The 14,200-nt window shown below is 60.0% G+C and carries 11 protein-coding genes; 8 read left to right on the forward strand and 3 right to left on the reverse strand.

What is annotated here, in order from left to right:
• Positions 1-130: 130 nt before the first annotated feature.
• Complete coding sequence (gene bioB, locus ACQ4OE_RS06070; protein WP_430946094.1) at positions 131-1,186, reverse strand: biotin synthase BioB; 1,056 nt, start codon at positions 1,184-1,186, stop codon at positions 131-133.
• 91 nt (positions 1,187-1,277) lie between these two features.
• Between bioB and ACQ4OE_RS06075 the strand changes: the two genes are divergently transcribed.
• The 5 genes from ACQ4OE_RS06075 to rarD all read left to right on the forward strand — a co-directional run bounded on the left by ACQ4OE_RS06075 (position 1,278) and on the right by rarD (position 7,169).
• A complete protein-coding gene (locus tag ACQ4OE_RS06075) occupies positions 1,278-2,012 on the forward strand; it encodes a ComF family protein (RefSeq protein ID WP_430946095.1) in 735 nt (244 codons plus the stop codon).
• Positions 2,013-2,198: 186 nt separating this feature from the next.
• On the forward strand, positions 2,199-2,963 hold the full coding sequence (locus ACQ4OE_RS06080) for a TOBE domain-containing protein (RefSeq protein ID WP_430946096.1): 765 nt from the start codon (positions 2,199-2,201) through the stop codon (positions 2,961-2,963).
• 70 nt (positions 2,964-3,033) lie between these two features.
• Positions 3,034-4,935 (forward strand): PhoX family protein, encoded by a 1,902-nt coding sequence (locus ACQ4OE_RS06085; protein WP_430946097.1) that lies wholly within the window; start codon positions 3,034-3,036, stop codon positions 4,933-4,935.
• A 166-nt stretch (positions 4,936-5,101) separates the two neighbouring features.
• Positions 5,102-6,076: a serine/threonine protein kinase gene (locus ACQ4OE_RS06090; protein WP_016983182.1), complete on the forward strand. Its 975-nt coding sequence runs from the start codon at positions 5,102-5,104 to the stop codon at positions 6,074-6,076.
• A 205-nt stretch (positions 6,077-6,281) separates the two neighbouring features.
• Positions 6,282-7,169 carry an EamA family transporter RarD gene (gene rarD / locus ACQ4OE_RS06095; protein ID WP_122594781.1) on the forward strand — a complete coding sequence of 296 codons (888 nt, stop codon included), beginning with the start codon at positions 6,282-6,284 and terminating at the stop codon, positions 7,167-7,169.
• 224 nt (positions 7,170-7,393) lie between these two features.
• On the opposite strand, the gene ACQ4OE_RS06100 is transcribed toward rarD, so the two are convergent.
• On the reverse strand, positions 7,394-7,912 hold the full coding sequence (locus tag ACQ4OE_RS06100) for a glycine cleavage system protein R (protein WP_430946098.1): 519 nt from the start codon (positions 7,910-7,912) through the stop codon (positions 7,394-7,396).
• Positions 7,913-8,416: 504 nt separating this feature from the next.
• Here ACQ4OE_RS06100 and ACQ4OE_RS06105 point away from each other — a divergent pair.
• Entirely contained in the window at positions 8,417-10,594 is a 2,178-nt protein-coding gene (locus ACQ4OE_RS06105) for a malate synthase G (RefSeq protein ID WP_430946099.1), read from the forward strand.
• A gap of 191 nt (positions 10,595-10,785) precedes the next feature.
• On the opposite strand, the gene ACQ4OE_RS06110 is transcribed toward ACQ4OE_RS06105, so the two are convergent.
• A complete protein-coding gene (locus tag ACQ4OE_RS06110; RefSeq protein ID WP_430946100.1) occupies positions 10,786-11,232 on the reverse strand; it encodes a response regulator in 447 nt (148 codons plus the stop codon).
• 258 nt (positions 11,233-11,490) lie between these two features.
• Here ACQ4OE_RS06110 and ACQ4OE_RS06115 point away from each other — a divergent pair, with 258 nt between their 5' ends.
• Both ACQ4OE_RS06115 and ACQ4OE_RS06120 read left to right on the forward strand, forming a co-directional pair.
• Positions 11,491-13,425, forward strand: a complete 1,935-nt coding sequence (locus tag ACQ4OE_RS06115; RefSeq protein WP_430946101.1) for a putative nucleotidyltransferase substrate binding domain-containing protein — start codon at positions 11,491-11,493, stop codon at positions 13,423-13,425.
• Positions 13,422-14,129: a 3'-5' exonuclease gene (locus ACQ4OE_RS06120; protein ID WP_430946102.1), complete on the forward strand. Its 708-nt coding sequence runs from the start codon at positions 13,422-13,424 to the stop codon at positions 14,127-14,129. The genes ACQ4OE_RS06115 and ACQ4OE_RS06120 overlap by 4 nt, the downstream gene beginning before the upstream one ends.
• Positions 14,130-14,200 lie beyond the last annotated feature (71 nt).

A 14,200-nucleotide genomic window follows, 5' to 3' on the forward strand; every position in this document is an offset into this window, starting at 1 on the left:
CCTGTGGGAGCGAGCCTGCTCGCGAATGCGTCAGGCCAGTCGACATCACTGTTGAAGGTCCGACGGCTTTCGCGAGCAGGCTCGCTCCCACAAGGGTTATGCATACATTCAGAGGTATCCGCGCAGGCTTTTACACCGCAGCGTTATAGAACTGCTCGCTGCTCTTCTGCTCAACCAATGCCTGCTCGATCGCCGCCTGGTGAACCTCATCGGCATGCTCTTCACGCGCTTCCGGCTGAATGCCCAGACGCGCAAACAGTTGCATGTCCTTGTCCGCCTGCGGGTTGGCGGTGGTCAGCAGTTTATCGCCGTAAAAAATCGAGTTGGCACCGGCGAAGAAGGCCAGGGCCTGCATCTGTTCGTTCATCGCTTCGCGGCCGGCGGAAAGGCGTACGTGGGATTGCGGCATGAGGATGCGGGCCACGGCGAGCATGCGGATGAAGTCAAACGGGTCGATGTCTTCGGCGTTTTCCAGCGGCGTGCCGGCGACCTTCACCAGCATGTTGATCGGCACCGATTCCGGATGCTCCGGCAGATTGGCCAACTGGATCAGCAGATTGGCGCGGTCGTCCAGCGACTCGCCCATGCCGAGAATGCCACCGGAGCAGATCTTCATCCCCGATCCACGCACGTAAGCCAGCGTTTGCAGGCGCTCGCTGTAAGTGCGGGTGGTGATGATGCTGCCGTAGAACTCCGGCGAGGTGTCGAGGTTGTGGTTGTAGTAATCGAGACCGGCCTTGGCCAGCGCTTCGGTCTGATCCTGATCAAGGCGACCGAGCGTCATGCAGGTTTCCAGGCCCATGGCTTTCACGCCTTCAACCATCTTCAGCACGTACGGCATGTCTTTCGCCGACGGGTGTTTCCACGCCGCGCCCATGCAGAAACGCGTCGAGCCGATAGCCTTCGCGCGTGCCGCCTCTTCGAGGACCTTCTGCACTTCCATCAGCTTTTCTTTTTCAAGACCGGTGTTGTAGTGACCGGACTGCGGGCAGTACTTGCAGTCTTCCGGGCAGGCGCCGGTCTTGATCGACAGCAACGTCGAAACCTGAACGCGGTTGGCGTTGAAATGCGCGCGGTGCACCGTTTGAGCCTGGAACAGCAAGTCGTTGAATGGCTGTACGAAGAGGGCTCTGACTTCGGCCAATGACCAGTCGTGACGCAGGGTGGCGGTGGTGCTCGCGCTCATGGCTAATTCCTTGGTTATGCTTGGCTGGCGGCTGCGGGAACGGAATACCCACAGGCGCTACACGGATGTTCGGCATATTTAAGGAAGAGTCATGCGCTGTCAACCACGATACAAAACATCGGTTTACATCTGTTTAAAAAACGTACAAACCTGTTTGCTGTGCGATGAGCCCGCAGAAGCAGAAATGCCAATGTGTGTAGCCTGCGAAACCGAATTGCCCTGGCTGGGCGAGCACTGCATCACGTGTGCTTTGCCGCTCCCCGCCGCCGGCCTGACCTGTGGCGAGTGCCTGCTAGAGCCGCCGGCGTTCGAACAGGTTGTGGTGCCGTGGTTGTATGGCTTCCCGGTCGACAGTTTGATCACGCGCTTTAAACACAACGCGAAATGGCCGTTTGGCCGCCTGCTCGGCGACGTTCTCGGGCAATACCTGCAACATCGCTTCGAGGAAGGTTTGCCAAGGCCTGATGGGTTGTTGCCGGTGCCGCTGGCGAGTAAACGGCTGCGCCAGCGCGGGTTCAATCAGGCGGCGATGCTGGCGCGCTGGCTGAGCACATCACTGGATCTGCCGTGTGAGGAAACCGTTTTGCGCCGAATCAAGGACACCGATGCGCAGCAGGTTCTCGACGCCAAATCGCGTAAACGCAATTTGCGTGATGCGTTCGGGCTGATGCCGGAGGCGCAGGTAAAAGGTCGGCATTTGGCGTTGGTTGATGATGTGCTGACGACCGGCGCCACGGCCCAAGCGTTAGCCCGATTATTAATGAATGCCGGCGCCGCAAGAGTTGACGTCTACTGCCTCGCCCGCACGCCAAAACCCGGAACCTGAAGCCAACACAAATCTCTGTGGGAGCGAGCTTGCTCGCGAAGAGGCCGGCACATTCAAAATCAATGCTGACCGACACCCCGCCTTCGCGAGCAAGCTCGCTCCCACAGGAAACGGCGCTCGACTTGACTCCGGCGTCGCGAGCGGCCAACTTCCTCCCCCACCGCCACAGCAAAAAAGCGCCCCCCCATGTCCATGCCTTCCCTGTTGTCCCAGCACATCGTCCGCCGTCCACAGCGCATCGCTTTGCTGCAACACATCGCCGAACAGGGCTCGATCACCCGCGCCGCGAAAAGCGCAGGCCTGAGCTACAAAGCGGCGTGGGATGCCATCGATGAGTTGAACAACCTCGCGCAGAAGCCGCTGGTCGAGCGCGCCGTCGGCGGCAAGGGCGGTGGCGGGGCGAAATTGTCCAGCGAAGGTGAGCGTGTTCTGCGCCTGTATCAAAAGCTGCAAGCCTTGCAGGCGCAGGTGCTGGAAGCGGCGGAAGACGCCAGCGACCTCGATCTGCTCGGTCGATTGATGCTCAGAACCAGCGCGCGCAATCAGTTGCACGGCAAAGTCGTGGCGATCAAAAGCCAGGGCCGTAATGACCTGATCGGCCTCGAGCTGGCTGAAGGCCTGTGCCTCGATGCGCAGATCACCCACGACAGCACCGTGCATCTGGAGCTTCAACCTGGCACCGAAGTCGTCGCGTTAATCAAGGCCGGTTGGCTCGAACTGCTCACTGCCGAGCAAACTGCAACGCCTGGTCACAATCTGCTCAACGGCACCATCGAAGCGATTCTCGACGCCGAAGACGGGCCCAGCGAAGTGCGTATTTCCCTGCCCAATGGCCATACCCTCTGCGCCCTCGCGGAACCGCTGGATCTGCGCACCCGTGGGCTGACCGTCGAGCGACCGGTGCAAGTGCAGTTCTCGCCGTCCAACGTGCTGATCGGCACACCGCTGTAATCGGGCCTTGCAACAAAAACGTCATCGCCTCCCTTTAAGGTTGCTGCCAAAACCATGCAGGGAGCCTGATGTGAGCCTATTAGAAGAAAACCAATCCACCGATCTGGAAAAAATGGCCGGCCTCAGCCGTCGCGGCTTCATCGGCGCCGGTGCGTTGTGCGGTGCAGCGATGTTCCTCGGCGGCAGTCTGTTGAGCCGCAGCGCGCTGGCCACTGGCGTCAGTGCCGGCAACAGCCGCTTGCTCGGCTTCGAGAGCATTCCCGCTGCGACCACCGACGTCATCACGCTGCCCAAAGGCTACAAGTCTTCGGTGCTGATCAGTTGGGGCCAGCCCCTGCAGAAGAACGGCCCGGCCTTCGATCCGAGCGGCAATGGCACTGCGGCCGCACAGGAAGTGCAGTTCGGCGACAACAACGACGGCATGAGCCTGTTCGCCTTCCCCGATGATCGCAACCGCGCGTTGATGGCGATCAACAACGAATACACCAACTACCGCTACCTCTACCCGCACGGCGGCATGCCGCAATCGGCCGAAGACGTGCGCAAGGCCCTGGCCTGCGAAGGCGTGTCAGTGATTGAGGTGCAGCGCAAGATCGGCCAATGGCAGTTCGTTCAGGGCTCGCGTTACAACCGCCGCATCCACGGCAACTCGCCGCTGCGCATCAGCGGCCCGGCTGCCGGCCATGATCTGATGAAAACCGCTGCCGACAAACAGGGCAAAAAAGTCCTCGGCACTTTCCAGAACTGCGCCAACGGTAAAACCCCGTGGGGCACTTATCTGACCTGCGAAGAAAACTTCACTGACTGTTTCGGCAGCAGCAACGCCCAGCAACAGTTCGACCCGGCGCAGAAGCGTTACGGCGTCTCGGCCGCCAGCCGCGAGATCAACTGGCACCCGTACGACCCGCGCTTCGACATGGCGAAGAACCCCAACGAACTCAACCGTCACGGCTGGGTGGTCGAGATCGACCCGTTCGATCCGCAATCGACCCCGGTCAAACGCACGGCGCTGGGCCGCTTCAAGCATGAAAACGCCGCACTGGCCGAGACCGACGACGGTCGCGCGGTGGTGTACATGGGCGACGACGAACGTGGCGAATTCATCTACAAATTCGTCAGCCGCGACCGCATCAACCACCGCAACGCCAAGGGCAATCGCGACATCCTCGATCACGGCACTTTGTACGTGGCCAAGTTCGATGCCGGCGACAGCAACCCCGATCATCCGAAAGGCCAAGGCCAGTGGATCGAACTGACCCATGGCAAGAACGGCATCGACGCCAGCAGCGGTTTTGCCGATCAGGCCGAAGTGCTGATCCACGCGCGCCTCGCCGCCAGCGTCGTTGGCGCAACGCGCATGGACCGCCCGGAATGGATCGTCGTCAGTCCAAAGGACGGCCAGGTTTATTGCACCCTGACCAACAACGCCAAACGCGGCGAAGACGGCCAACCGGTGGGCGGGCCGAACCCGCGCGAGAAGAACGTCTACGGGCAAATTTTGCGCTGGCGCACCGACCGCGACGATCATGCTTCGAAGACGTTTGCCTGGGATCTGTTCGTGGTCGCCGGCAACCCGGGCGTACACGCCGGGACGCCGAAGGGCGGCTCGAAGAACATCACCCCGCAAAACATGTTCAACAGCCCGGACGGTTTGGGCTTCGACAAGGCCGGGCGCTTGTGGATTCTTACCGACGGCGATTCGAGCAACGCCGGTGACTTTGCCGGGATGGGCAACAACCAGATGCTTTGCGCCGATCCGAAGACCGGTGAGATTCGCCGGTTCATGGTCGGGCCGATTGGTTGCGAGGTGACGGGGATCAGCTTCTCGCCGGATCAGAAAACCCTGTTTGTCGGGATTCAGCATCCGGGCGAGAACGGCGGTTCGACGTTCCCAGAGCATTTGCCGAATGGCAAGCCACGGTCTTCGGTGATGGCGATTACTCGGGAGGACGGCGGGATCGTCGGCGCCTGATAGGCCCTCATCGCTGGCAAGCCAGCTCCCACATTAGAAATGCGTTTCCCTGTGGGAGCTGGCTTGCCAGCGATGGCGTCAGCACAGACACCAACCAACTCCCCCGCTGCCATCTGCGCTACCATGCTGGGCCGGACGCGGCAGCCTGCTGCGCGCAGGAGTCAGCATGGCCCACCCGTTTGAAACCCTCACCCCCGACCTCGTCCTCGATGCCGTTGAAAGCATCGGGTTCCTCAGCGATGCGCGCATTCTGGCGCTCAACAGCTACGAAAACCGCGTCTATCAGGTCGGCATCGAAGACTCCGAACCGCTGATCGCCAAGTTCTACCGTCCGCAACGCTGGACCAACGAAGCCATTCTCGAAGAACACAAGTTCACCTTCGAACTGGCCGACGTCGAGATTCCAGTGGTCGCACCGCTGATCCACAACGGCGAAACCCTGCACGAACACGCCGGTTTTCGTTTCACCCTGTTTCCTCGCCGTGGTGGCCGGGCACCAGAGCCGGGCAATCTTGATCAGCTGTATCGCCTCGGCCAGTTGCTCGGACGCATCCACGCCGTCGGCGCGACCAAGCCGTTCGAACACCGTGAAGCCCTCGCCGTGCAGAACTTCGGCCATGCTTCGCTGAACACGTTGCTCGAAGGCAACTTCATTCCAAAAAGCCTGCTGCCGGCCTACGAATCGGTCGCCCGCGATCTGCTTAAACGTGTGGAAGATGCTTACGCCAACACGCCGCACCAGAACATCCGCATGCACGGTGACTGCCATCCCGGCAACATGATGTGCCGCGACGAGATGTTCCACATTGTCGACCTCGACGACTGCCGCATGGGCCCGGCAGTGCAGGACATCTGGATGATGCTCGCCGGTGATCGTCAGGAATGTCTGGGGCAGTTGTCGGAATTGATGGACGGCTACAACGAATTCCACGACTTCGATCCGCGCGAACTGGCGCTGATCGAACCGTTGCGCGCCCTGCGCCTGATGCACTACAGCGCCTGGCTGGCACGACGCTGGGATGACCCGGCGTTCCCGCACAGCTTCCCGTGGTTCGGCACCGAGCGCTATTGGGGCGATCAGGTGTTGGCGTTGCGTGAGCAGCTGTCGGCACTCAACGAAGAACCACTGAAACTCTTCTGATTCACCAATATCCATGTGGGAGCGAGCCTGCTCGCGAATTCGGACTGACATTCAACACTGATGTTGACTGAAACGACCCCTTCGCGAGCAGGCTCGCTCCCACAATTGTCCGCTGTTCACAATTTCCCGACCATTGCGCTACGGCATTCGTAGACAAACCTCCTTACAATCCCTCCTTTGTTAGCTGCCTAAGCAAGGATTCTGCATGCAAGCCGCCAACCCGCGTCGCGGGTACATTCTGGGCCTGAGTGCCTACATCATCTGGGGCCTGTTCCCGATCTACTTCAAAGCCATTGCCGAAGTGCCGGCCGTCGAAATCATCATCCATCGGGTGCTGTGGTCGGCGTTGTTTGGTGCACTGTTGTTGATGGTGTGGAAACACCCGGGCTGGTGGCGCGAGCTGCTCGACAACCCGAAGCGCCTGGCGATTCTGGCATTGAGCGGCACGCTGATCGCCGCCAACTGGCTGACCTACGTGTGGTCGGTGAACAACGGGCGGATGCTTGAGGCGAGTCTCGGTTACTACATCAATCCGCTGGTAAACGTCTTGTTGGGCATGTTGATACTTGGCGAGCGCTTGCGGCGCATGCAGTGGGTGGCAGTCGCTCTGGCCGCGGTGGGCGTGGCGCAGCAGGTCTGGCAAGTCGGCAGCCTGCCGTGGGTGTCGCTGGTGCTTGCGTTGACCTTTGGCTTCTACGGTTTGATTCGCAAGCAGGCGCCGGTCAAGGCGTTGCCGGGCCTCGTCGTGGAAACCTGGATGCTGGTGCCAATCGCCATTGCCTGGTTGCTGTTCAATCAAACCGCGACCAGCGCTCAACCGGAGTTCTGGACCACGTCGCAGGCCTGGTGGCTGGTGGCGGCCGGCCCCGTGACGCTGGTGCCGCTGGTGTGCTTCAACGCCGCCACGCGCCACTTGCCGTACACCACGATCGGTTTCCTGCAATACCTCGCACCGACGCTGGTGCTGTTGCAAGCCGTACTGCTATTCGGCGAGCACTTGTCGTCGAGCACGTTAGTCGCGTTTATCTTCATCTGGGCCGGTTTGGCCGTTTACAGCGTCGATGCGGTGATCAGTTTGCGCCGACGCAGCTGATCAAAAAACGCACAAACCCTCGCAGGCCACGGCTCTCGTGGCCTGCACCGGTCCTTCCCAAGGTTATCCACAGCGTGATCCCCGCCGTTTGTGTGCAAGTCACTGAATGTTGGCGGTTTTTTGATCAACTCCAGCAAAGCCGCGGGCGGTCTGACGTTGCGGGCAGTCTCTACAGGTTATCCACAGGCAGGTGCACGTTTAAACTGGATAACCTGACCGCCGTTTTAAACCTCTGTGCGTAACACCAGTTCGACCATCAGATCATCCGCCAGGGTTTCCAGACGCGACTGCAAAACGTCGAGGGACAACGTCAGCGGCACGGCGAGAATCGCTTCGGCGTGAAACAACGGTTCGCTGCTCATCGGTGCCGGACGTACTTCGGTCACCAGCCGCTCGAGGTTAACGCCCTGCTCGCTCAACAGCCGGGTGATGTCGCGTACGATCCCCGGTCGATCATTGCCCACCAGCTCCATGGCGATCGGTTTCCACGTGCAGGACTGCTCGATGCCACTCTCGGCAATCAACACGCGGATGCCGTGGGTCGACAACGCTTGCAGGGCATCGACCAATTCGTCGTAAGCCTCCGCTGGGACGCCCACCCGAAGAATCCCGGCGAACTGCCCGGCCATCCGCGACATCCGACTCTCCAGCCAGTTACCGCCATGCTCGGCGATGCATTGGGCGATGCGCTCGACCTGCCCGGGTTTGTCCGGGGCGAAAACAGTGAGTACGAGATGGTCCATGGCGTCGCCCTCTGGTCGTGACTTTTGTTATAGAAGGGGAAGTATAGGCAAGGGTCGAATTTGCGTTGGGGCGACCGACGCTTTCGCGAGCAGGCTCGCTCCCACATAAACCGGTGCCATAGCAGCCAAACAGCATTTATGTGTACAACTTTTGATATTTAGCTGGAACAATCCAATGGTTTTTTGAGAACATCCCGTTCCGCGATGTGACCGCAATGCGACATGAGGTCGCAGAACGACGTAATTAGTCTGATTTTCACAAGCGCAACTCATCATGTAGTATGCCGCAGCGCGCACTACATAACGCTGGATCGATGTCTGCCCAAGGCATGCTCACAACCCTGAAAGCCCCGTCAGCAAGGCCCCAAGCCTTTGATTGGTCCCAGCCCAGCCGCCAGCAATGGCATGTACTGGTCGGCAGGTTTGTGGTTTAAATGGCCAGAGGCTTCATTGTCAAAATTGAAGAGCTGAAAAGCGAAATAGCTGAGCAGAGTGAGGCAAGCAATGACTGAACACGTTCAAGTCGGTGGCCTGCAGGTCGCCAAAGTCCTGTTCGACTTCGTGAACAACGAAGCCATTCCCGGTACCGGCCTCACCGCCGACAAATTCTGGGAAGGTGCTGACAAGGTCATTCATGACCTGGCGCCGAAGAACAAAGCCCTACTCGCCAAACGCGATGACTTCCAGGCTCGTATCGATGCCTGGCATCAGGAGCACGCTGGTCAGGCGCACGACGCCGTGGCCTACAAAGCTTTCCTGCAAGAAATCGGTTATCTGCTGCCAGAAGCGGCTGATTTCCAGGCAACGACGCAAAACGTCGATGACGAAATCGCCCGTACCGCCGGCCCGCAACTCGTTGTGCCGGTGATGAATGCTCGCTTTGCTCTCAATGCTTCGAACGCCCGCTGGGGTTCGTTGTACGACGCCCTTTACGGCACCGACGCGATCAGCGAAGACGGTGGCGCGGAAAAAGGCAAAGGCTACAACAAGGTGCGTGGCGACAAAGTCATCGCCTTCGCCCGTGCGTTCCTCGACGAAGCCGCGCCATTGGCCGCTGGCTCCCACGTCGACTCGACCGCCTACAAAATCGCTGACGGCAAACTGCTGGTCACCCTCAAGGGCGGCAGCAACACTGGCCTGCGCGACGACGCACAACTGATCGGTTTCCAGGGCGACGCCAACGCGCCAATCGCGATCCTGCTGAAGCACAACGGTCTGCACTTCGAAATCCAGGTCGATGCCACCACCCCGGTGGGCCAGACCGACGCTGCCGGCGTCAAAGACATCCTGATGGAAGCGGCGCTGACCACCATCATGGATTGCGAAGACTCCGTGGCTGCCGTCGATGCTGACGACAAAGTGGTGATCTACCGCAACTGGCTCGGCCTGATGAAGGGCGATCTGTCGGAATCCGTGTCCAAGGGCGGCCAGACCTTCACCCGCACCATGAACCCGGACCGTACCTACACCGCGCCGAGTGGTGGTGAGGTGACGCTGCACGGTCGTTCGCTGTTGTTCGTGCGCAACGTTGGCCATCTGATGACCATCGACGCGATCCTCGACAAAGACGGTAACGAAGTGCCGGAAGGCATTCTCGACGGTCTGGTCACTTGCCTCGCGGCGATGCACAACCTCAACGGCAACACCTCGCGTCGCAACACCCGCACCGGTTCCGTGTACATCGTTAAACCGAAGATGCACGGCCCGGAAGAAGCGGCGTTCACCAACGAGCTGTTCGGTCGCATCGAAGACGTGCTAGGCCTGACGCGCAACACCCTGAAAGTCGGGATCATGGACGAGGAGCGCCGTACCACGGTCAACCTCAAGGCCTGCATCAAAGCGGCCAGCGAGCGTGTGGTGTTCATCAACACCGGTTTCCTCGACCGCACTGGCGACGAAATCCACACCTCCATGGAAGCCGGACCGGTTGTGCGCAAGGCCGACATGAAGGCTGAGAAGTGGATCGGCGCCTACGAAAACTGGAACGTCGATATCGGTCTGAGCACCGGCCTGCAAGGTCGCGCGCAAATCGGTAAAGGCATGTGGGCGATGCCCGACCTGATGGCCGCGATGCTCGAGCAGAAAATCGCGCACCCACTGGCTGGCGCCAACACCGCTTGGGTTCCATCGCCGACCGCCGCTGCACTGCACGCGCTGCATTACCACAAGGTCGACGTGTTTGCGCGTCAGGCCGAACTGGCCAAACGTGCTCGCGCTTCGGTGGACGACATCCTGACCATCCCGTTGGCAGTGAATCCGAACTGGACGCCAGAGCAGATCAAGAACGAACTGGACAACAACGCCCAGGGCATTCTCGGTTACGTGGTGCGCTGGATCGATCAGGGGGTTGGCTGCTCGAAAGTGCCGGACATCAATGACGTCGGCCTGATGGAAGACCGTGCCACGCTGCGTATCTCCAGCCAGCACATCGCCAACTGGCTGCGCCACGGTGTGGTCACCGAAGCGCAAGTGATGGAAAGCCTCAAGCGCATGGCGCCGGTGGTGGATCGTCAGAACGCCAACGACCCGCTGTACCGTCCGCTGGCACCGAACTTCGACAGCAACATCGCCTTCCAGGCGGCGGTCGAACTGGTGATCGAAGGCACCAAACAGCCGAACGGCTACACCGAGCCTGTTCTGCACCGTCGTCGTCGTGAGTTCAAGGCAGCTAACGGCCTGTAAATTTGCGTAGATGTGAAAAAGCCCTGATCTTTGGATCAGGGCTTTTTTGTTTGTGCGGTGTTGATCGTTCCCACGCTCCGTGTGGGAACGCAGCCCGGGACGCTCCGCGTCCCTTCCAAAGCCGAACGCGGAGCGTCCGTAGAGGCGTTCCCACGCAGAGCGTGGGAACGAGCGGCAACGAGTGGCAGGTATTAGGGTTCTATCCCCAATTCATGCTTCACCAACGCCAGCAACTTGCCCGTATCAATCGGCTTGAGCAGAAAATCCACCACGCTTAAATGCATCGCCGCAATCGCGTCCTTTACGTCGGCATCGCCGGAAACAATGATGATCGGCATCGCCGCCCGCACCGACTCGCGCACCTGGCGGATCAAATCCAGGCCATCGACATTGCCCATGCGCAGATCGGTGATCACCAGACCGATCGAAGGTTTCTCGGCCAACATCTTCAGCGCCGTTTCGCCGCTCGCTGCAGTCATGCAACGAATGCCATCCAACGCGAGAATCTCCGATAGCAGTTCCCGGGCATCCTTGTCGTCATCGACGATCAGGACACGCTGCGGCGGCAGATCGGGTTCGAGCATCACTGCGCTGAGCGCTTCACGCTCGGCATCGCTCAAAATATCGTGGTCGGACATGGCGTTCTCTAAATGTTCAAATCAATCCCTTGGCAAGTGGTCAGACATCGCAGGGCAGAGCTTCAATGTGCACTTCGTCGGATTTTTTTCCAAGGGGGTCACCCAAGGAATTTCCGACTGTTTGCGTAGGGCATCTCCGAAACTGCATCAACGGTGGCAAAACCTAGACTTACGTCCAATGGGCACCCTGTCCGTAGGGGCCGACCATGGCCGTAACGATCCGACAACAACAATTCGAAAAAGACTGCGGTAATGGTTATGAGTAAAGCGGACGCCTTCACCCAGGCAGGGAAAACCGCGGTATTGCAGAACATTCAGGGCACCCTGCAATTCCTCCAGCGCTTCCCGCCCTTCAATCAGATGGAACACGCCCACCTCGCGTATCTGGTGGAGCAATGCCAACTGCGGTTTTACGGCCAGGGCGAGAGCATCATCAAACCCACCGACGGCCCGGTCGAACACTTCTATATCGTCAAACAGGGCCGGGTGGTCGGCGAACGTCAGCACGTCACCAAGCCCGGCACCGAGACCACCTTTGAGATTACGACCGGCGAATGTTTTCCGCTGGCCGCATTGCTCGGTGAGCGAGCGACCCGCACCGAACACTTGGCCGGCGAAGACACGTTCTGTCTGCAACTGAACAAACTGGCGTTTATCAAACTATTCGCCCTCTCCAACGCCTTCCGCGATTTCGCCCTGCGCGGGGTCAGCAGCCTGCTCGATCAGGTCAATCAGCAAGTGCAGCAGAAAGCGGTGGAAACCCTCGGCACGCAGTACTCGCTGAACACCCGACTGGGCGAACTGGCCATGCGTCACCCGGTGACGTGCAGCCCGGACACACCGCTGCGCGAAGCGGTGAAGCTGATGCACGAACAACAGGTCGGCAGCATCGTCGCCGTCGATGAACACAAGGCGCCGCTGGGGATTTTCACCCTGCGCGATTTGCGCCATGTGGTGGCCGAAGGCGTCGGTGATTTCAGCGAAGCCATCGAACGCCATATGACCCGAGCGCCCTTCTATCTTTCACCGGATCACAGCGCCTTCGACGCGGCGATTGCCATGACCGAACGGCACATCGCCCACGTCTGTCTGGTCAAGGATCAGCGCTTGTGCGGCGTGGTCTCCGAGCGCGATCTGTTTTCCCTGCAACGGGTCGATCTGGTGCATCTGGCGCGGACGATCCGCAGCGCGCAACGGGTCGAACAACTGGTGACCCTGCGCGGCGAGATCGGCCAACTGGTCGAACGCATGCTCGCCCACGGCGCGTCGTCGACGCAGATCACCCACATCATCACCCTGCTCAACGACCACACCGTGTGCCGGGTGATCGAACTGACCCTCGCGGAAAAAGGCGACCCCGGCATTCCGTTCAGCTGGCTGTGTTTCGGCAGTGAAGGCCGCCGCGAGCAGACGCTGCACACCGATCAGGACAACGGCATTCTGTTCGACGCCCGTGATGCCGCGCATGCGGCGGAGATTCGCGGCAAGCTGTTGCCGATCGCCCAGCAGATCAATCACAGCCTGGCGCAATGCGGCTTCACTCTGTGCAAAGGCAACATCATGGCCGGCAACCCCGAGCTGTGTTTGTCCCGAGCGGAATGGGCGCGGCGCTTTGCGGCGTTTATTCGTGAGGCGACGCCGGAGAATTTGCTCGGATCGAGCATTTATTTCGACCTGCGCGTGGTCTGGGGCGATGAACAAGGCTGCGAACAACTGCGCCGAGGGATTCTTGATCAGGTCGGTGACAACCGATTGTTCCAGCGCATGATGGCCGAGAACGCCCTGCGCAATCGCCCGCCGGTGGGGCGTTTCCGTGAGTTTGTATTGGCGCGAAAGAATGGCGAAAAAGCCACGCTGGATCTCAAGGTTCAAGGCCTGACGCCTTTCGTGGATGGCGCACGATTGCTCGCATTGGCCAACGGCATCGACGCCAACAATACCCTCGAACGCTTCCGCCAGTTGGTGGATAAAGAGGTCATCGAACGGCTCGACGGCGCGGCGTATGAAGAGGCGTATCACTTCATTCAGCAAACGCGCATGCAGCAGCATCAGTTGCAGACCCGCGAGAATCTGCCGTACTCCAATCGCGTCGATCCCGACAGCCTCAATCATCTTGATCGGCGCATCCTGCGTGAATCCCTGCGTCAGGCGCAGCGCCTGCAAAGCAGCCTGACGCTGCGGTATCAGCTATGAGCCTGTTCTCGTGGCTGCGTCCGGCAAGCCCGGTGGTGCCGGCGGATTTGCAGCAGCGTCTGGCCAAGTTGCCGGCGATCAGCGAACTGAGCGAATCCACCTTGCGTGAACAGCGCTGGGTGGTGCTGGATCTGGAAACCACCGGGCTCAACCTGAACAAGGATCGCGTGCTGTCGATTGGCGCGGTGGTGATCGAGGACGGCGCGATCGATTTCAGCCAGCAGTTCGAACGCACGCTGCAATGCCGCGAACTGAAGCTCAGCCCCAGCGTGTTGATTCACGGCCTCGGGCCGAACGCGATTGCGGCTGGCAGTGATCCCGCCGAGGCGTTGCTGGAGTTGCTCGAATTTGTCGGCGACAGCCCGGTGCTGGCGTTTCATGCGCCGTTCGATCAGCACATGCTCGGGCGCGCTTTGAAGGAACATCTGGGGCACAAGTTGCAACAGGTGTTTCTGGATGTCGCCGATATTGCCCCGCTGGTGTGCCCGCAGGCGCAGATTCGCGAGGCCGGGCTGGATGAGTGGATTGAGTGGTTCAAACTCGAAGTGTTCGAGCGGCATAACGCGAGTGCCGATGCGCTGGCCACGGCGGAGCTGGCGTTGATTTTGTTCAGTCGGGCGCGGCAGCAACAGATTCAGAGTCCGTTGAATCTGCAACAGCGGTTGAGCCAATGGAAGCGCCGCCAGCAAGCTCCATCCTTTTAAAAGCACCCTGAGGGGAGCCTTTCAGCGGCCCACCCGACCAGTGGCCAATTGCTAACCATTCCCACCTCTGC

Source organism: Pseudomonas sp. WC2, assembly GCF_050586545.1.
Lineage (GTDB): Bacteria > Pseudomonadota > Gammaproteobacteria > Pseudomonadales > Pseudomonadaceae > Aquipseudomonas.